Raw genomic sequence first — 17,250 nt, forward strand, 5'->3', positions numbered from 1 at the left:
GTCCGTAACGTGTTGGTAGAAGTTAAGCCAGAGAGCCGCAGGTGTTATTCGTAAATCGTGGGCAAAAAAAAAGCAGCGGACTAAGCCGCTGCTGGATGTTTTCCACGATGCGAACAAACTTAAACGGCGCGTTTAACCTGTTCATCCAGCAGTTGTGGAAAGGTATCGGCAGAATCTGCAGAAAGTTTACGTCTTTTTACGGCACGTGATGGCGGCTGGCACAGGCTGCAAACAAAGCTGCCAACAGGCTGATGAGCGTGATTAATAAAGCTCCCGCCACAGCATTTACAGTCAGACAATTCCAGCATGCCGCTTTCAACGAATCGCACCAGGGTCCATGCACGCGTTAGCGCCAACAGCGGGCCCTCGTCCGATTGCGGACACTGCTCAAGATACAAGCGATACGCTTTGATGACCGCTTCAACACCATTGCTCAGCCCGGTTTTCAGCAGGAACTGCCAGGCATTACAGAACATGGATGAGTGAATATTTTGTTCCCAGGTCATGAACCAATCGGTTGAGAATGGCAGCATCCCTTTCGGTGGGGGTGCACCACGCAGCTCTTTATACAGTTTAATCAGGCGACCACGGCTCAGCTGGGTTTCGCTTTCCAGCATTTGCAGTCGTGCGCCCAACGTAATCAGCTCCATGGCCAGCTGAATATCGCGCGCTTCCTGAACAATACTTTTTTCGGTCATTAAACCGCCCTCTTCTTCGCAGAGGCATCATCTTTTGACGCGTTCCGCAGTAAACGGCTGGATAATAAAATGCCGGTGTGGATTTGCTGCAGGTCATCCACGCGTGATTCTTGAGTCAAACGGTTAATATGGTTGTGATCGGTAAAGCGGAACTGGCAAACCAGTTGATTGGTTTCCGCTAATTTTACCATCTCAGGCAAGGTTAATTGCGACAATGCATCTGCCATCGATTCATCGATGCCTAAACGAAACATTGCTGAAGCTTTTTCCTGGTTAATTAAACGCTGAGCAAGAAGCAAATATGACAGATTGATGTCATATATATGTTTTAGTAATTCTGATGTACCCATTTTTTTCCATCCTGATAGACGCGACACATATACGGCCACAGAATTAAAAGTTCTATGGTTCGGGTTGCTGGTTGGTAAATCTAAAGATGGCAAAAAATAATCAGGCAAAGCCAACGTGTACTGAACTGTTTCACTTCCCGCCGGGACACTGATCAGTAGTAGTCAAAACTCCAGGCCAATCTTTTCTTGAGTTGTAACCATCTTCCGTGACGTCTGCTTACAGTTTTTTAAGACTAATCCGAAAACAACGCAAATCTATATCGTCTGATTTCTACATACAACGTGAGTGGTGCGAAATTTTAGATAAAGTGTGATCTGCGTCACACTTTTAAGGCAAATTTTTTCCTGGAAGCTTCAGAATTGCTTTTCTGTTGTGCGTTTTTTGAGCGAATTTGAATTGTTTCGCTAATATTTCACTCTAAAAAGCCCCTTTTTAGCCTGTGTGGTCGATTGTCATGACAACGCGATCTTTTATCTGTTGAGTTGGTTTTAAATGGAGACATGCAGCCACCGAAAATCATAAAGGCAGCATAATATGCTGATTTTGGTAAAAACTATTTGCTTCTAAATTAATCACTTACAGGGAATATTGCTGAAATGCACTACCACCATGATGATAGATAAGCGTGAAGACTGGACGCAGCGCGCCTGGGAACTGTTAGGGCTTTGTAGGGAGTGTTTAGCGAACGGCAGTGGATGTAACAGTGCGTTACATTAGTGATATGAATGAATTGGGGATTTGACGCATTGATTTGAGATAACTATCGGCCTGACCAACCAAACCTTTAGGGCAGACATGAAAAAAAAGCTTTTTTCACGTTCGATTGCACGTTTTTTAACCAAAACGTGCGATTTTAGCTGCCGTGTCAGGCAGTTACTTCTTAAGGAAATGAAAACGATTTCGCAGGTTTAAGATGGGCAGTGAAAACGGTGCGCAGCATTGCGCACCGGAAAGCAGATTTAGGCGAGTTTCGGGAAGGTCGCCACTTTATTGGCGATACCATGATCGGCGCTGCGCGCAGGTAATGCATTTAAATCACGCAGGAAGCTCTCACGCCATTGCGTAATATCCTGCTTACGCAACACCGCCATCATGTCGTTGTAGCGCGAAATTCGCTCCGTGCGCGGCATGGTGAGCGCTCTGTCGAGTGCGGCGGCGACTTCATCACGATCGTAAGGATTGACGATCAGTGCCGATGTCAGTTCGTTCGCCGCCCCGGCAAAGCGTGACAGCACCAGCACGCCCGGATCGTCCGGGTCCTGCGCGGCAACATACTCTTTCGCCACCAGGTTCATGCCGTCACGCAGTGGCGTGACCAGACCCACATCGGTTAAGCGGAAGATTTTCATCAATAGGCGGCGATCAAAGTGCTGGTTCAGATAATAGAGCGGTGTCCAGCCGAGCGTGCCGTACTTACCATTAATACGCCCCGCTTCTGTCTCTAATTGATGGCGAATATCCTGATAGGCCTGCACATCGCCACGGGACGTCGGCGCGATTTGTGAATAACGGATATTGCCGCGATGCTGCGGGAAATTCTCCAGCAGTGCCTCATAAGCCAGAAAGCGTTCCGGCAATCCTTTTGAATAATCGAGCCGCTCGCTGGCAATAATATTTTGTACATCGCCCAGCTCACGTTTCATTGCCGCCATTTTCGGTGGCAGATGTCCTTCGGCCATCTCTTTGATGCTGTCCGGCTCAATACCAATCGGATACACCTCCGTCATAAAGGTATTGCCAAAGGCACGGTGTTTCTTCTCGCCTTTATTCTGCAACTGCGTCAACTGGCTCAGGCTATCGAGGAAGGCTACGCGATCGGACTCGGTCTGGAATCCCAGCAAGTCGTAATCGCACAGCATCTCCAGCAGTGTCTGATGCGGTGGCAGCGCATTGAAGATCTCCGGCGTCGGGAACGGAATGTGCAGGAAGAAGCCGATGCGATTGTTGACGCCCAATTTGCGCAACTCGGCTGCAAACGGCAGCAGATGGTAATCATGGATCCACAATACATCGTCAGGTTGCAGCAGCGGCTTCAGGCGCTGTGCCAGCAAGGTGTTCACACGGCAATAGCCATCCCAGGCTTCGCGCTGATACTGCACTAAATCCAGACGATAGTGGAAGGCCGGCCAGATAACGGTATTAGAGAACTGGCAGTAGTATTGATCGTAATCGTTCTGATTGAGCGGCAGTGAGGCATAAGTAATGCCATCCTGTTCAATCTGCGAAAGTGGCTCATCCTCTTCCTCGCCAGAGAATTCACTGATTTCTCCGTTCCAGCCAAACCACAAGCCTCCGGTGGTGCGTAACGCGTCCAAAATGCCCACCGCAAGACCACCCGCGCTGGCTTTGCCTCCATCCGGAATGGCGATACGGTTAGATACCACGACTAAACGACTCATAACCTTGACTCCTTACCGACGATGTCATGTTCTAGTTGTAATAATAGTTGCGCCAGCCAGTGCCATACCGCATCAACGCTGTCGAGACGGTAGCGCGCATGGCTGGCGCCTTCTCCGACCTTGACTGAAATGCCCTGCATGGCGTTAACGGCGAGAAATCCTTTTTCATCGGTCAGATCGTCACCCACGAAGACCGGAATGCGGCCAATAAAGGGGGCTTCTTGCATAAATTCACGTACCGCAGCACCTTTATCTATGCCCTGCGGTTTTAGCTCCACCACACACTTGCCCGGCTGTAGTGCCAGCGCAGGAAAGCGCGTCACGGCGTCTTCCGCCAGTTGCATGATGGATTTTTCGTACTCGGGCGCGTTGCGATAGTGCAGCGCAAACGCCATGCCTTTCACTTCCAGCAGGGTGCCTGGCCATTGGTCGAGTGTTTGCTGCAGTTCGGTTTGCAGCGTTTGCGCAATGTCGCCAGGCAGCGAATGCCGGTGCACGTGCCCACTGGCGTCACGGCGTTCCGCACCATGCACGCCCGCCGCGGGCGCTTCCAGTGGCGCAACCAGTGCATCCAGTTGCGCAATCGGACGGCCCGATACCAGCGCCAGGGCGCCATGACTCAGATTGGAGATTTGTTGCAGATGCTGGCGCACCGATGCGGGGATGGAAACCGACTCGGGTTGCGACTGAATGGTCGCTAGCGTGCCGTCGACATCAAAAAAGAAGGCATAAAGACCGCCGCTGAGTGACGGCAAGGTGCTGTTCTGATTAACCGCAGGGGTCACGTCTCCTCCTGTTCATTAGGCTTTAACAGGATGTTCGAAGTCAGGCTGGGTGTTTTCAGTCGGATGTCTGGACTGAGGCGAGGAGATTGAGCCAAAAACGGGGGACTGCGATAGGTAACTCTCCACAAACGCACAACTTTATAGCCAACACAGCAACCTGACTGCGAACATCGTCAGCATTAAGTCTAGACGGAGATCACAGTTTTGCCAGGCGTAGCGGGTTAACGCATGTGAAAAGTGTCTGTTTCAGGTCTTTGCAACGGCAAAAAATCGCCCCCTTTCCTTTTATAACGCTTCGCTTTTTTAAGACCTTAAATTTTGCCCGCCCTCTTTCCCTGGTGACGCCTCATTTACCAGATTTTCCTTACTTGCATCCGCGCCGCCGATTGGCTTATGGTGCGGTTACCGCGCGGTTCAAGGCGGAAAAAAGGCCGATAAAGGCCCATATCTGCGCCAAATGGCGCTTTCAGGCAGGCATTCAGGACGATGAAAATCCGATCAGGTTCACACTTTTGCGATGTCATGGCGGGTAACAGCCTATGATCCCCCAGAGCTACAGTCAGCGCGTGCATTTCTATTACTGCATCCTGGTGGCGCTGAAGATCAATGCAAAAACGCGCAAACCCGCCGGCGTGCGCGGCAAGAATAACTTTCTGCTGAAATGGCTGCGTAACGCGCAGAACAACACCATTTTCCATCCCGACATCACCAGCGAAATTGAGTGGCTGCGTGGCAAAATTATCAGCTCCGGGCCGGATGCCGATTTAGAGCCGATGCTGCAATACGTTTATGAGACCGCCAGGCGCGCTGAAACCTTGCGTTTAGGCTCTTAGCTACCTTACGTAACTCTACCAGGTTGCCTAAGTATTCAACCGAATTTTTCTCGTGATTGGCCTTTCTTATGATGCGTTCTCTACCTGATAAAGAATGAGAACGGAATCATATGAAACTTAATGCGTTAATCTTTGCTATGCCTATGCTGTTTGCTGCGGGCAGCGCTGTTGCAGCCGAAACCAGTGAAGGCTATTACGCCTCTGCAAAATATCTGCAAAGTGAACAACGTGCCAAAGAGATGGATACCAGCGCACGTCCTGGCGTGGGGCAATTTGTTGCAGGCAATGAAAAGGCACATAACGGCGCGGCAGCGCTTGCAGCCGGTTATCAATGGGGCAATGGCTGGCGCACGGAAGGCGAATATACCTTTGGTCAGAAATCCGAATTCACCAGTGGTTCATCGACTTTCACTTCCAGCTATAACCATCTGCAAACCGATGTCCAGCGCTTGATGCTGAACGTGTATCGTGACTATCAAATCGGCTATAACGTTGCGTTGTACGGCACCGCAGGCGTCGGCGTCAGTAAAATCAAAGCAGGCGGTTGGCAAGGCAACTCCTCTCGTCAGTATGCTTCAACCACGCAAAACAACCTGACCTACAGTGTCGGCGCCGGTATTAGCTACACGCCGATTGAGCAGGTGAGCCTGGACCTTGGCTACCGTTATGTGGATATGGGCAAAATAGAGAGCGGATACAATACATTCGGGAACGCTCGTGGCCTTAAAGATGAGCAAATGAAAGCACATCTGGTGGAAAACCAGTTTGTTCTGGGAGCCCGTTATTTGTTCTGATGCCTTACGCATCCCTGCGCTCTCCAGTCGGAGGGCGCATCACTATTCTGATTCCACACTTAGCATGTGTCGGAACCGTCTCTCCCTGTTAAAGTACCCTGCTGAAAAGTCAGCGATGGAACGTTTGGCTGCACGACCATCAATAGGGACGGATAACAGGACATCTTACATGAATTTCACCATACGCAAGGCTCAGGCCGAGGACGCGGAACTGCTTCATCAGCTGGGACGCATGACCTACAGCGCGCATTTCAAACATATGTGGGTTTCAACCGACGAAATGGATGCGTTTATCGATAAAGAATATGGCCTGACGGTGCTGCAGAGCAGCCTCGCGGCAGAAAACGAGAGCTGGCTGATCGCCGAGACCGATCACCCGGTAGGTTTTGCCAAGGTCACCTGGAATACACCGGTTCCTGATTCCGGCATGACGGGCGCCATGTTGAATAAGCTCTACCTGAATCCCGATCAGACCGGTAAGAACTTCGGCAAAATCATGTTCCAAAGCATCATTAATGAAGCCCGTGAGAAGCAGGAAGGTTACATGTGGCTGGAAGTGATGGCTGAAAACGTGCGTGCACGTAAGTTTTGGGAAGCCTTTGGCATGCAGCACATCAAAGACATCCCGTTCGTCACCGCCTCGCAGCGCAGCACGCTGCAAATTTTGGGTATGGTGATTTAACCCGACAAGGCGCCGCGAACACCGATTTCGCCGCGCCCTCTCCGCCTTTATCTGCGTTCATCCCCGTCTTTACCAATTATTCAGATTTGTTCTAACGATATAATCAGTTTTTCTTTCAAGCCATCTCTCCGCATCATAACGGCAACACAGGAGGCGTTATGGCTGATATCTCTCTACACAAACACTCACAGGGTATGGCGCATTTCGCGCCCGGTTTGCTGCTTACGGCGGCCATTGCGCTGGCAACGGCATGGCTCGGTAATCTGCCGTCGGTCGCGCAGCTGGGGTTAGGCGCCCTGACGCTGGCCATCATCGGCGGGATCATTCTCGGCAATACGCTCTACTCGACGGTGCACGGTCACTGCGACGCGGGCGTACAGTTTGCCAAACAGAAACTGCTGCGTCTCGGCATTATCCTTTATGGCTTCCGTCTCACCTTCCAGCAGGTGCTGGATGTCGGTGTCAGCGGTGTGGTGATTGATGTACTGATGCTGACCAGCACCTTTACCCTCGCCTGCTGGCTGGGACGTAAAATCCTGAAACTGGATCGTGAAACCGCGTGGTTGATAGGTGCAGGTAGCAGTATTTGCGGTGCCGCCGCCGTATTGGCGACTGAACCGGTGATTAAAGCCGAATCGTCCAAAGTGGCGGTGGCGGTCGCGACTGTGGTGATCTTCGGTACACTGGCGATTTTCCTTTACCCGCTGATTTGGCATAGCGTTTCGCCATTACTGCCGGGCCTGAGCCTGAGTGAATTTGGTATTTACACCGGTTCGACCATGCATGAAGTGGCGCAGGTCGTGGCGGCCGGACATGCCATTAGCCCGGAAACAGAAAATGCGGCGGTGATCGCCAAAATGCTGCGCGTAATGATGCTGGCACCGTTCCTGGTGGTGATCGGGGTGATGGTACGCCGCAGCGCACCGGCCACCAGCGGGGAAAAACAGCGTATTACTTTCCCATGGTTTGCACTGGCGTTCATTCTGGTGGCGCTGTTTAACTCAGCGCATCTGATTCCCGCCTCGGCGATTGCAGTCATTAATCAGCTGGATAACGTGCTGCTCGCCATGGCGATGGCCGCACTGGGTCTTACCACCCATATCAGTCAGCTGAAGCGAGCCGGTCTGCGTCCGCTGTTATTAGGTTTGATGTTGTTTATCTGGCTGATTGTCGGCGGCGGCGCGATTAATCTCACCATCCACCATTGGCTTGGATAACTTATTTGCCGCCCGACCGGGCGGCAAAAGCCTTATTGTTTGAAGTGTTTTCGTGAATAGATAGCGGTCTGTCTGCGGCTTTTAATGCGGAATTTGGCATGAGAGATCACCGTCATCCACTTCGGATCAACCTTGTTAGTCAAATAGATATTCAACTGATCCAACAGCGCCTCCCAATTCTTCGCCTGCCAGGCTTTGTCACTGCCGAGTGACTCTTTCATTTGCTGAATGAGGCTATCCACTCTGGATTTTACCTCACTCAGTGTTTCTCCAGCCTGATGCGATGCTGCTAATTTCCGGATTTCGGTGGCGTAATAATGGATATCAATCTCGTTCTCGCGCACGCGAACCTCTGCTTATTATTGGTCCGTAATATTACAGTAACCTAAGTCTGTGAATTAACATAATCGGCAATACCTTTCGCCGCTTCGCTATTGTTACCTATTCGCACTTCCTTTGTCAGGATTGATGGGCAACCTTCACCCTGTCAGCCAATTAAAAAAGCCGCCCGCAGGCGGCGTGTTACATCACTTTTTAGTAGATATTGAAATGGGGTTTCATTATTTTATCGAAATCTTAACGAATTTCTTTCGGACACCCACATCAATTTCACACCCCTTTATAATCAGTGAATTAGATGATTTCCATCTAATCAGGATCACTCTTTAATCGTAAATTCCAGCTCACTGAGTTTTTGATATTCCTTCGCCAACTTTTTAAGTTGCACCGCACGCATTTTATCCGCACGCGCCAGCGCTTCTTCTTCGGTTAACTGAAACTCTTTTTTCTTAAAAAACTGCTCAAAGTTGTACTCACGATCGCGGCGCTGTACAAATACCTCGCCATCATTTTTGAGTTCACCTTCTGCGATGTAGATGCCCCGGGTTAATGCATATTTTGTTATATAGGCTTTTGTCATGCTGTCCTCTCATCTTGCTACGTCGGTTAATTAAAGCAAAATCGCCGCGTAATTTACAGCATCTTGAAGAAAAAACAGTCTATTCCTGGATGGTATCTCCATTGATTTAATTAATGTTTTAATTAAACCTAATGTCAATACCAGGAAAAAAACACCTCAGGTTTGGTGACAATTTAAAGCGCAGCGCGATTTAAACATTTCAGCTGTGTGAAGCTACCCCACAGGAAATTTCCTTTAAGCGGCGCAAAGAACGGCATTCATTTTTTCTGGATATCTTCCCAACTCAGCCCGAAGCGCATGAGGTATTTACGTAAGCGATCGGCATCATTCGGCTGCTTTTTATGCTGCCGCGAGACCGAAAATAAATGTCGTCCCGCTTCAGATAATGTTGAGGTGTGTTGGCAGACTTCCAGCACGGTTTCGAGTTGTTTTTGATCGAAGAGAACCTTTGGCAGAAGCCACAATAAGGGCGTTGAGGTTCATGCCAGGGACAGCAAAGCCACAAACGCATCACATACTCAGTAAAGCGTACCCCTGATTTTGCAGCGTGGTCATCGTGGTGAGTGCAGAAGGTGTATGGATCACTGAATCTGCAATCCATTGGGGTTCGTAGTGATGCCAGGCCAGCGCCTGATCGCACACCGTGACTTTGACGCCCTGCTGTTCCAGCGCCGATATCAGCGCAAGGTTGGGATTATCCACACCAAACAGCTGTCGAAAACGGGTGTTTTCCAGCATTGCGGGCGTCGCTTCGCCATTCACCGCCACCACAAATTTTAACTGCTTTGCCGGCACGCCGGCCGCCACATAGGTATTCACCACTTGTGCCACATGCTCCAGCGCCGGATTCACCTGACTGCGTTCTTCCGCGCCACGACTGACTTTGAAGACCACTTTGTTACTCAGCGCACTGCTGGGCTGGAATGCGCTGCTGGCGTCATAGTGCACTTTGCCGTAACCGGCAATAGCGGGCGTGGTCCAGGTGATAGCGGGATCGGAAGGAGGTGCACTGGCTTTCGGGGCAAAGAGGGTTTCATTTTGGCTGAGTAAGGCACCGCATACCCCACCCGCTACTGCGACAACTGCGCTAATCACCACTGAACGCATCTCTTTTCCCCCGCGACATCGTGAAAAATCGGCCTTGCCAAGTATGGCATGGATTGGCATTTTGTCGGCTTATCGTGGCGGTATACGGGAATATTCAGCCATTTCCTAACGCCTGGTAAAAAGTGGCGGCTCATGTTATGCGCTAATCCGCTATTTACTTCGCCACCGGGAGATCTGCGTATCGGGTGGTATACGCCGGAGATAACATCTCGCGCTTCATCGCCCAGGATTTCTGGATTCCTTGTCCGGCGAACCATAGCTTCCCTTTCCCGCTTTGATTAATGCCATCGATCACCCGCATCAGCGTTTCGCTATTCGCCTGCGGCTGGATGTCATCAAACAAATTGAGCTGCGCCACGCCCTGACTGAAGAAGTCACCTAACATCACCCCCGCTTTCATATAGCGGCACCCTTCCCGCCAGATGCGATCCAGCGCCTCGGTGGCCACGTGGATAATATCGCGGCTGTCATTGGTGGGCGTTAGTACTTTAATGATCGCCTGATTACCGTAAAAGATTTCACCCTCCGCATGCGGGCTGGTGCGAATAAACACGCCGATCTGTCGACAATACTGCCGTTCGCCACGCAACTTTTCGGCGGCGCGCACGGCATAGTTGCACACCGCTTCACGCATATCGGCGTACTCCGTGATACGTCCCGCAAACGAGCGTGAACAGACAATCTGCTGCTTCACGGGCGCAAACTCTTCCAGTTCGAGACAGGGCTCACCGCGCAGCTCGCGCACGGTGCGCTCCAGTACCACATTGAAGTGCTTACGGATCACCCAGGTGCTCTGCTCCGATAAATCCAGCGCGGTATTGATGCCCATGGCATTCAGCTTCTTGCTGATGCGACGCCCTACGCCCCACACATCCGCCACATCGACTAAAGCCATTAACTTCTTTTGTCGCTCAAGATTGGATATATCCAGCACGCCACCGGTTTTGCTCCATTTCTTAGCAGCATGGTTAGCCAGCTTGGCGAGGGTTTTGGTGGGCGCAATCCCCACCCCTACCGCCAGATGCGTTTCGCGTTTAATCCGATCCTGAATTTCCCGTCCGAACTCTTCCAGCACGCGGCAATTCCGCACGCCCGTCAGGTTCATAAACGCTTCATCGATGGAGTAGATCTCAACGGCGGGTGCCATCTCTTCCAGTATCGTCATCACGCGCAGACTCATATCGGCGTAGAGCGCATAGTTAGAGCTGAACACATGCACGTTATGGCGGCGCAACACATCTTTGATTTTGAAATAGGGGCCGCCCATGCCGATATCCAGCTTCTTGGCCTCGGCCGAACGTGCGATGACGCAGCCATCGTTGTTGCTTAACACAATCACCGGCTTGCCTTTGAGGTCCGGCCTGAACACCGTCTCACACGAGGCATAGAATGAGTTCACATCCACCAGCGCAAACATTACCGTCTCAGCGTCTTGATGACATGTTTAACGACACCGAAAATCTCAAACTGATCCGGGTCGGGAATGGGAATGATGGCGTGTGCCGCATTCATCGGTTTGAGGTGCAAGCAAGGCTTCAGCATCAGTTGCTTCACCGTGAATTCCCCCGCGATGGAAGCCACCACCACATCACCCTGCTCGGGTTTGACAGCACTATCGACGATCAACATATCGCCATCACTGATTCCGCCCTCAATCATCGAGTCACCGCTGACTTTGATGAAGTAAGTAGCGCTGGGATGCGTGACGCAGAGATCATTGAGGTCAATACGCTGCTCAACGTAATCCTGCGCCGGTGACGGGAAACCGCACGGCACACGACTGATAAACAAGGGCAAACTGAGGATGGCGCGGAGTTCCGCCGGTTGATAAAACACCATAATGATGGCCTTCGAAAATATACTGTATATAAATACAGTATTACTGATCGGGTTGTTTGATCAAGCGGGATCCTTCGGGATGGTGCAAAGCAGTTGGCAGGAAAGGAGATTTAGTTTTGGCGGGTTTTAACGGTGAGATGGAGGTGCTGCGGTGGTTTTGGGCTAGGGTGAAATGAGGGTTCGCTACAAAGTTGAACGACTGTTTTTCTCACGACTTCATATAGGAAATGCACTTTGCCTCAACCTCAAGACCAGAGCATGCGCCGAACGGCCTTTATGGCGGATACCACTGCACTGATTTTATTTTTCACCACGACGGGCATGATTAATGAACGATGGATCGCCGGCATGGCGTGGGATCAGGTGCTGCATGCCCGTTTGATTGGTGCCGTTTTGATGGTGCCAGTTGCCCGCCCTTACGGCTTGTGGCGCGATTGGATAATGCAGCTTGCGGGATCGGGCCGGATTTCGAAACTGCTGTGGGACAGTGTCGCGCTGGTGAGTTTTCAGGTGCCCATCTATGCAGCAATCATTGCTTTTAGCGGTGCATCAGGCAGTGGACTGGTGCGTGGGACGCTCGGTGCTGCGTTGATGATGCTGTGTTTGGGAAGGCCTTATGGCGCGTTTCTAAATTGGGTGCGGGGGTTATTTGGTTTGCCGCCGGGCGGAGAAAAGCCGATGTCATTGGATAGCTAAATGATTCTCAACCGGAAGCGAACAAAAATCATTCGAATAGCCTGTGAAAGGGTGTGTTAACCTTTTGATGAACAGGCACTTTTCCCACATAAATAATCCATTTTTTATAAAATCATTAAAACCCGTGCCTCACGCTGTGTTAAAAATGAACAACCTCCATTCCACATGATGAAAACTCCAGATTGAATATTTAAAGGCTCAGCTTTTATTGATCATGAAAATCCACACCATGACATTATTAAGACGAGTCGTAATGCAATATTGAAAATAGCTTCTAAGTTTAAATTGAGGTTGTCATTAATTCGATCTGATGGAGGATTTTCAGTGTTATTTCAAGATCATGAAAAAAGCCATATTATCATTGGTGAAGCCGCATTAAGCCTTGCTTTATGTCGAAAGGAAATCAGTGTTGCGAACCTTTTTTCACAGCTTGGTTTGATGTCTAAATCAGAGAATAATATTGACCGCTTGACTCAAATCGCTAAAGCCAGAAACTGGTTAATGAGCTTTGAGTCATCTTCAGTCGCCGAGGAGCAAATACCTTATTTGCAAACCTTAGTTAGCCTGAATAATGAACTGAATTAACGATAAATGAACTGAAGCCAAAGGACGTAATCCGGTTCCGGCCGAAAGACGACGAAGCGGATGACCTCATCGGTTACACGTGAGTGTATACCGGCCGGAGACACTGTCAGGGACGACACTCTCAAAATGAGTTGCCAGAATCAGTCTTTCGCTACACCACTGGCGAAGCAACTGAGTTATCAGGCATAAGCTGATAATACACTCCACGTAAAACATCCCCGCATAACAAACCGCAAACATCGAAGATGCCTTTGAGCATAAATTGTTCTGGTAAGATTTATCGACGATGCCAGAACGGTTTTTGGTGATAACCGCCCTCCCAATTTTGACAAAATGCGCTAAATTTATTTCACATGTGGTTTCGATATCACTCGAAATGCCACCCTGTACAAAATCCGCACTCTACTAATAGATTGCGATTTTTATACGTTACAGCCTGACCATAATGACGTTTGAGTAGCGGACATAAGGGATAAAATCATGTATCAGAGCGCACAACAGTCAACTAATAGCGCGAAGTCTTTCCTTCACTTAGATGCGCTTCGCGACAAAGCCACTGCTGAAACCGTTGTGATTGAAGCGGCCGCAGGTGAAATCACCCAACGTGGCGTGAGAGTCACCAACGGTGCCGTGATTTTGCAATTGATCACTGAAGTGCAGAAGGCCTCTGATCCCGTGCAAATCGATCTGTTACTCAACGCCCTAAAAATCGTGGTCGGGATGACTCCCGGTGAAGCGGAACGCTGGGCATACTTCAACTGGTAAACGTGTTTATAAAGACTAAACACATCCTCGACCATTGATATTGTTGCTACAGAAGCCCCACATCCAGGAAACAGACGGGAAGCACTCAATATTTTAAAGAATGCAGGTATCAGCTATACGCCAGGTATCGGCAAACACGAAGTGGAGGATTTTCTGTCACCTTATTTGGTGAGGTCAAATTAGGTCGCCTGCAAATTTCGACGCTGTTAGCGCCGAAAGACAAGATCTGCTTCACGCTCAAAGCCGACCTGACATCTCGCCAGTTGGTCCATTCCGTACCAGAAGCTGTAGTTCAATCAGCAATGCCTTAGTTGCGTAATGAAATAGATGACGAACAGTGTTTTGTTTACGTAAGGTAAATGCTCATTCCTCAGCCAACAAAAGGACTAAGCATGGGCAGGTTTCAGGGTAAACGTATACTGATCACTGGTGGTACAAGTGGCATGGGGTTGGCAGGCGCGCTGCGCATTATCGCTGAGGGTGGTGATGTAGCTATTACAGGGCTCAGTGAAGAAAGACTGGAACGCGCCCATACTCTGCTGCCTAAAACATCGCTTATTTTGAAAAGTGATTCTGCAAGCGAAGTTGACATCAATACCCTAAAGGAAGCTATTAGCTATTGGGGTTCACTTGATGGATTATGGCTCAATGCTGGCTTCGCGGAGGTCAGCTCTCCGGAATCTGTAACGGCGGATTCTTTTAATCGCATGATGAACGCCAATGTGCGCGGCCCGATGCTACAGCTTGCCGCCCTATCAAAATTACTTAATTCAGGTGCATCCGTTCTGGTTACTTCGTCCTCTTCTACATACGAAGGTGCTGCTATGACAAGCCTGTATGCAGCGACGAAAGGCGCCGTTATCGCCATGGTAAAAAGCTGGGCATCTGCGCTGGCCGAACGTGGCATCCGCGCCAACACTTTGGTGCCGGGCCCAATTGAAACTAATTTCAGGCACTTTATGCCAGAGGAGTCGCGTCAGCAGTTTGAAGATTTCGTGGTAAGCCAGGTTCCTTTAGGTCGCGCAGGCAAAGCAGAAGAAGCCGCTGCGGTTGCATTATTCCTCCTGTCAGATGACGCATCCTATGTTACTGGCAGCCAGTATGCTGTAGATGGCGGGCTGGTACATTACTGATGTGTCTATAAGGAGTTATGAAATCTATCGAGTAGATTCAATAAAGTCTGCTGTTCGCTCACAGTGGATCTTGGCTGTTGTAGATGTCCGCTCCGTGCCAACAACGGAAGTAGCACACGCACTTTCATCCGCACAGTAAACAGCGATCCAGAAAGTAAGCGATCAGAGTTTGTCGGACGCATCGCTGAACAGGCAATTCGTGTTAAATATGTAGGCCAGTTGATTAAAAAGCAGCATGGCCATGGCAGTCCTTTTGCCAGTGTGGGTTTTCCCGATAATACTGACAAGCCTACAACTTTGATGCTAGGTTAGAGGTAGTCAAGGTCTGGCTTCTATATCAAAACGTACAGATTGAATGATACCTTGACCCCTTTCATACATACCTAACGTAATTAACTGCAATCTGAAGTGATATTATTCGTGCCAGTTATGCCAAACACAAAAGTTGCAATGGCAAATACCAAGCATCAAAGTGGAATATTTTTCCCGCATGGAGCAGGTAGTAAACGATAATGACCGAGCTTAAAGCTGCATCTGAGTCTGAAGAGTCCAAACGCTTGCCGGCCCGGCATGGCGCACCCTGGGAGTACCGAGAGTTTCTTGAACTGGTCAATGGGATCAAATGCGGACACACTACGACTCAACTTGCAAAGCTCCACCAGCGCACCTCCGGCAGCATAACTGCAGCAGCAATGCGTTTGATCCCATCGGCAGACAAACCGGCAAGCCATATTCATGCGGTGGAAGTGCTAGCCATCTATATGCGCGAGAAGGGAGATGTCGATCTCCATTCGCTGGTTCAAGCAATTTGTCCGGCACCTGTTATCCGCAAGGGTGTCGTTTCTGCCCGAAACTTAACATTACAACCAACACCTGATGGTCAGCAATCAACAAGTGGCGCTGGCAACCTACAAGCGCCGGATAAAAGCCATGAGCTTAACGTATACACAGAGTTCCCGGCAGATAACGCCACTGACGCCGATGTACTGATGCTCGTCAGTGCTGCAGTGGCAAATTTGCCCAAAGAGCGTGATCGGAACGCGCTTGAAATGCGCCTCGGTGTAGACGATCAGCCCCACACATTGGCTGAAATTGGAGAGGAATGGGGCGTATCCAGGGAGAGAGTGCGTCAAATTCAGGAACGAGGATTTAAACGTTTAGCAGCACGCGCACGCTATGAGGGCACATATGGCTCAGCACTGAAAAAACTGCTGGAGCCAGCTTCTACCTCCACCGATGAATTGGCATTGTGGTTGTTCAATACAGTTCGTTTTGATTTCGTCATTCCGCTTAGACTGGCAGCGAAGTTCATTCTTCGCACTGCCGGTTTCACCGTTCAGAAAGTAACTGAAGTGACCGCATTGTTGCCCGCTATAGAGCGGTCACACAAGGCGCAATTGCGTAAGCAGAACCGCAATCGAGCAGTAATGGAAAGAACCGAATCTGTCATCACCGGTTGGTTGAATGACAGTGAATGGCCAGAGGCCATCACACCGCCCCCACCCACTGAGCAGCTTACAAACCAGCGTCTGGTCAACGATTCGGATATTGCCGGTAATTTCTACTCTGAGAAACTCGACCGTATGGTGCAATACGAATCCGGGCTTGAGCTTGAAATATTGACACTGCTGGAACGTAGTGAACAGATAGCCTATTATCAGGAACAGCCAGCCGTCATCCCCTATACCTTCGGGGGGAGAAATCGATATTATTACCCAGATCTGTTCATCGCTACGGTAGACGGCCGTGGCTTGCTTATAGAGATAAAACCGACAGACAGAATGGCGCTAAGCATCAACCGGGTCAAATCAAATGCAGGACGAACATGGGCGCACGCCCGTGGATGGGGTTGGTTAGTGATGAGTCTTCGGCATACGCTTCGTCAGGTCGAGGATTACCAAATCCCCGTTTCCATTGTGGCCTTGCTGGATAACGAACTGAAAGAGCATGGCGTTATAACTTGGAGTGACTTGATAAATTTACGCGCGCAGCACGGTCTGAAGCGATTCGATATCACGGCCTATATAATTCAGTCAGATGCCGAATTTGACGGGGCATATAGCATCAAGCCCAAAAGATCGTGCGCTCTACATTGGCAGCACAGTGAAATGACACACAGCGCTCCACATGCACGAATAAGAGAATAGAACCAAAGATGTATTTTCATGAATTATATCTCGAATAGTGAATCACGAGGTCGATATAAAAAAAGTCTCTCCAGCTATCATGACTTGCTCCCCGCGGATTAATGCACCGCGATTTTAGTAATGCCATCATCAGTGGTTAGAACCGTTACCAGCTTCCGCCGAGCGCTCACTTCGGACCCCACAGTCCTACAGGCATTTCCGCTACGTGCCAGGAGCTGACATTGAGATATGTTAATTATGGTTCGCAGGCCAACTGAAAAATACAGTTTCTAAATCTACAAGCACCAGAAAATTCCAATA

The 17,250-nt window shown here is 49.8% G+C and carries 18 protein-coding genes and 1 pseudogene; 9 read left to right on the forward strand and 10 right to left on the reverse strand.

Going from position 1 to position 17,250, the window contains the following annotated elements; all coding sequences use genetic code 11:
• Positions 1–119: 119 nt before the first annotated feature.
• The 4 genes from flhC to otsB form a co-directional block, all read right to left on the reverse strand.
• A complete protein-coding gene (flhC, locus tag FD744_RS10545; RefSeq protein ID WP_034821849.1) occupies positions 120–698 on the reverse strand; it encodes a flagellar transcriptional regulator FlhC in 579 nt (192 codons plus the stop codon).
• Entirely contained in the window at positions 698–1,048 is a 351-nt protein-coding gene (flhD, locus tag FD744_RS10550) for a flagellar transcriptional regulator FlhD (protein WP_034821852.1), read from the reverse strand. Before flhD ends, flhC begins: the two co-directional genes overlap by 1 nt.
• A gap of 960 nt (positions 1,049–2,008) precedes the next feature.
• A complete protein-coding gene (otsA, locus tag FD744_RS10555; protein WP_160868190.1) occupies positions 2,009–3,448 on the reverse strand; it encodes an alpha,alpha-trehalose-phosphate synthase in 1,440 nt (479 codons plus the stop codon).
• A complete protein-coding gene (otsB, locus tag FD744_RS10560) occupies positions 3,445–4,233 on the reverse strand; it encodes a trehalose-phosphatase (RefSeq protein ID WP_034821859.1) in 789 nt (262 codons plus the stop codon). Before otsB ends, otsA begins: the two co-directional genes overlap by 4 nt.
• Before the next feature lie 539 nt (positions 4,234–4,772).
• Here otsB and FD744_RS10565 point away from each other — a divergent pair.
• From FD744_RS10565 to FD744_RS10580, 4 genes are all read left to right on the forward strand, one after another.
• Positions 4,773–5,066 (forward strand): hypothetical protein, encoded by a 294-nt coding sequence (locus tag FD744_RS10565; RefSeq protein ID WP_202403471.1) that lies wholly within the window; start codon positions 4,773–4,775, stop codon positions 5,064–5,066.
• Positions 5,067–5,176: 110 nt separating this feature from the next.
• Positions 5,177–5,860, forward strand: a complete 684-nt coding sequence (locus FD744_RS10570) for an outer membrane protein (RefSeq protein WP_160834654.1) — start codon at positions 5,177–5,179, stop codon at positions 5,858–5,860.
• A 169-nt stretch (positions 5,861–6,029) separates the two neighbouring features.
• Positions 6,030–6,542, forward strand: coding sequence for a GNAT family N-acetyltransferase (locus tag FD744_RS10575; protein ID WP_034821865.1), 513 nt, complete (start codon positions 6,030–6,032; stop codon positions 6,540–6,542).
• Between the two features lie 158 nt (positions 6,543–6,700).
• Entirely contained in the window at positions 6,701–7,759 is a 1,059-nt protein-coding gene (locus tag FD744_RS10580; RefSeq protein WP_160868191.1) for a YeiH family putative sulfate export transporter, read from the forward strand.
• Positions 7,760–7,791: 32 nt separating this feature from the next.
• Here FD744_RS10580 and FD744_RS10585 read toward each other — a convergent pair whose 3' ends face one another.
• From FD744_RS10585 to umuD, 6 genes and pseudogenes are all read right to left on the reverse strand, one after another.
• Positions 7,792–8,001 (reverse strand): hypothetical protein, encoded by a 210-nt coding sequence (locus FD744_RS10585; RefSeq protein WP_155287949.1) that lies wholly within the window; start codon positions 7,999–8,001, stop codon positions 7,792–7,794.
• A 416-nt stretch (positions 8,002–8,417) separates the two neighbouring features.
• Complete coding sequence (locus FD744_RS10590; protein WP_034821873.1) at positions 8,418–8,678, reverse strand: hypothetical protein; 261 nt, start codon at positions 8,676–8,678, stop codon at positions 8,418–8,420.
• Between the two features lie 257 nt (positions 8,679–8,935).
• Positions 8,936–9,121 (reverse strand): annotated as a pseudogene (locus tag FD744_RS25570) (sigma 54-dependent transcriptional regulator); the annotation flags it as partial.
• A 67-nt stretch (positions 9,122–9,188) separates the two neighbouring features.
• Positions 9,189–9,785, reverse strand: coding sequence for a DsrE family protein (locus tag FD744_RS10600; protein WP_160868192.1), 597 nt, complete (start codon positions 9,783–9,785; stop codon positions 9,189–9,191).
• Between the two features lie 154 nt (positions 9,786–9,939).
• Positions 9,940–11,202 carry a translesion error-prone DNA polymerase V subunit UmuC gene (umuC, locus tag FD744_RS10605; RefSeq protein WP_160868193.1) on the reverse strand — a complete coding sequence of 421 codons (1,263 nt, stop codon included), beginning with the start codon at positions 11,200–11,202 and terminating at the stop codon, positions 9,940–9,942.
• On the reverse strand, positions 11,202–11,624 hold the full coding sequence (umuD, locus tag FD744_RS10610; protein ID WP_160868194.1) for a translesion error-prone DNA polymerase V autoproteolytic subunit: 423 nt from the start codon (positions 11,622–11,624) through the stop codon (positions 11,202–11,204). The genes umuC and umuD overlap by 1 nt, the downstream gene beginning before the upstream one ends.
• Before the next feature lie 258 nt (positions 11,625–11,882).
• Here umuD and alaE point away from each other — a divergent pair, with 258 nt between their 5' ends.
• The 5 genes from alaE to FD744_RS10635 all read left to right on the forward strand — a co-directional run bounded on the left by alaE (position 11,883) and on the right by FD744_RS10635 (position 16,950).
• A complete protein-coding gene (alaE, locus tag FD744_RS10615; protein WP_160868195.1) occupies positions 11,883–12,320 on the forward strand; it encodes an L-alanine exporter AlaE in 438 nt (145 codons plus the stop codon).
• 324 nt (positions 12,321–12,644) lie between these two features.
• Positions 12,645–12,905, forward strand: coding sequence for a hypothetical protein (locus tag FD744_RS10620; RefSeq protein WP_160832537.1), 261 nt, complete (start codon positions 12,645–12,647; stop codon positions 12,903–12,905).
• Between the two features lie 480 nt (positions 12,906–13,385).
• On the forward strand, positions 13,386–13,670 hold the full coding sequence (locus tag FD744_RS10625; RefSeq protein WP_058959699.1) for a biofilm development regulator YmgB/AriR family protein: 285 nt from the start codon (positions 13,386–13,388) through the stop codon (positions 13,668–13,670).
• A 392-nt stretch (positions 13,671–14,062) separates the two neighbouring features.
• On the forward strand, positions 14,063–14,803 hold the full coding sequence (locus FD744_RS10630; protein ID WP_160868196.1) for an SDR family oxidoreductase: 741 nt from the start codon (positions 14,063–14,065) through the stop codon (positions 14,801–14,803).
• 512 nt (positions 14,804–15,315) lie between these two features.
• The gene (locus FD744_RS10635; protein WP_160868197.1) at positions 15,316–16,950 is read left to right on the forward strand and encodes a sigma factor-like helix-turn-helix DNA-binding protein; all 1,635 of its coding nucleotides are present in this window, start codon (positions 15,316–15,318) and stop codon (positions 16,948–16,950) included.
• Positions 16,951–17,250: the final 300 nt, after the last annotated feature.

It is taken from the genome of Pantoea sp. Taur (assembly GCF_009830025.1).
GTDB lineage: Bacteria > Pseudomonadota > Gammaproteobacteria > Enterobacterales > Enterobacteriaceae > Pantoea > Pantoea communis.

Coding starts and splice junctions, on each gene's coding strand:
- FD744_RS10630 (WP_160868196.1), top strand. CDS start 14,063: ATGGGCAGGTTTCAGGGTAAACGTATACTGATCACTGGTGGTACAAGT.
- umuC (WP_160868193.1), bottom strand. CDS start 11,202: ATGTTTGCGCTGGTGGATGTGAACTCATTCTATGCCTCGTGTGAGACG.
- FD744_RS10575 (WP_034821865.1), top strand. CDS start 6,030: ATGAATTTCACCATACGCAAGGCTCAGGCCGAGGACGCGGAACTGCTT.
- FD744_RS10590 (WP_034821873.1), bottom strand. CDS start 8,678: ATGACAAAAGCCTATATAACAAAATATGCATTAACCCGGGGCATCTAC.
- FD744_RS10635 (WP_160868197.1), top strand. CDS start 15,316: ATGACCGAGCTTAAAGCTGCATCTGAGTCTGAAGAGTCCAAACGCTTG.
- FD744_RS10565 (WP_202403471.1), top strand. CDS start 4,773: ATGATCCCCCAGAGCTACAGTCAGCGCGTGCATTTCTATTACTGCATC.
- flhD (WP_034821852.1), bottom strand. CDS start 1,048: ATGGGTACATCAGAATTACTAAAACATATATATGACATCAATCTGTCA.
- alaE (WP_160868195.1), top strand. CDS start 11,883: ATGCGCCGAACGGCCTTTATGGCGGATACCACTGCACTGATTTTATTT.
- umuD (WP_160868194.1), bottom strand. CDS start 11,624: ATGGTGTTTTATCAACCGGCGGAACTCCGCGCCATCCTCAGTTTGCCC.
- FD744_RS10600 (WP_160868192.1), bottom strand. CDS start 9,785: ATGCGTTCAGTGGTGATTAGCGCAGTTGTCGCAGTAGCGGGTGGGGTA.
- FD744_RS10625 (WP_058959699.1), top strand. CDS start 13,386: ATGTATCAGAGCGCACAACAGTCAACTAATAGCGCGAAGTCTTTCCTT.
- FD744_RS10570 (WP_160834654.1), top strand. CDS start 5,177: ATGAAACTTAATGCGTTAATCTTTGCTATGCCTATGCTGTTTGCTGCG.
- flhC (WP_034821849.1), bottom strand. CDS start 698: ATGACCGAAAAAAGTATTGTTCAGGAAGCGCGCGATATTCAGCTGGCC.
- otsA (WP_160868190.1), bottom strand. CDS start 3,448: ATGAGTCGTTTAGTCGTGGTATCTAACCGTATCGCCATTCCGGATGGA.
- FD744_RS10580 (WP_160868191.1), top strand. CDS start 6,701: ATGGCTGATATCTCTCTACACAAACACTCACAGGGTATGGCGCATTTC.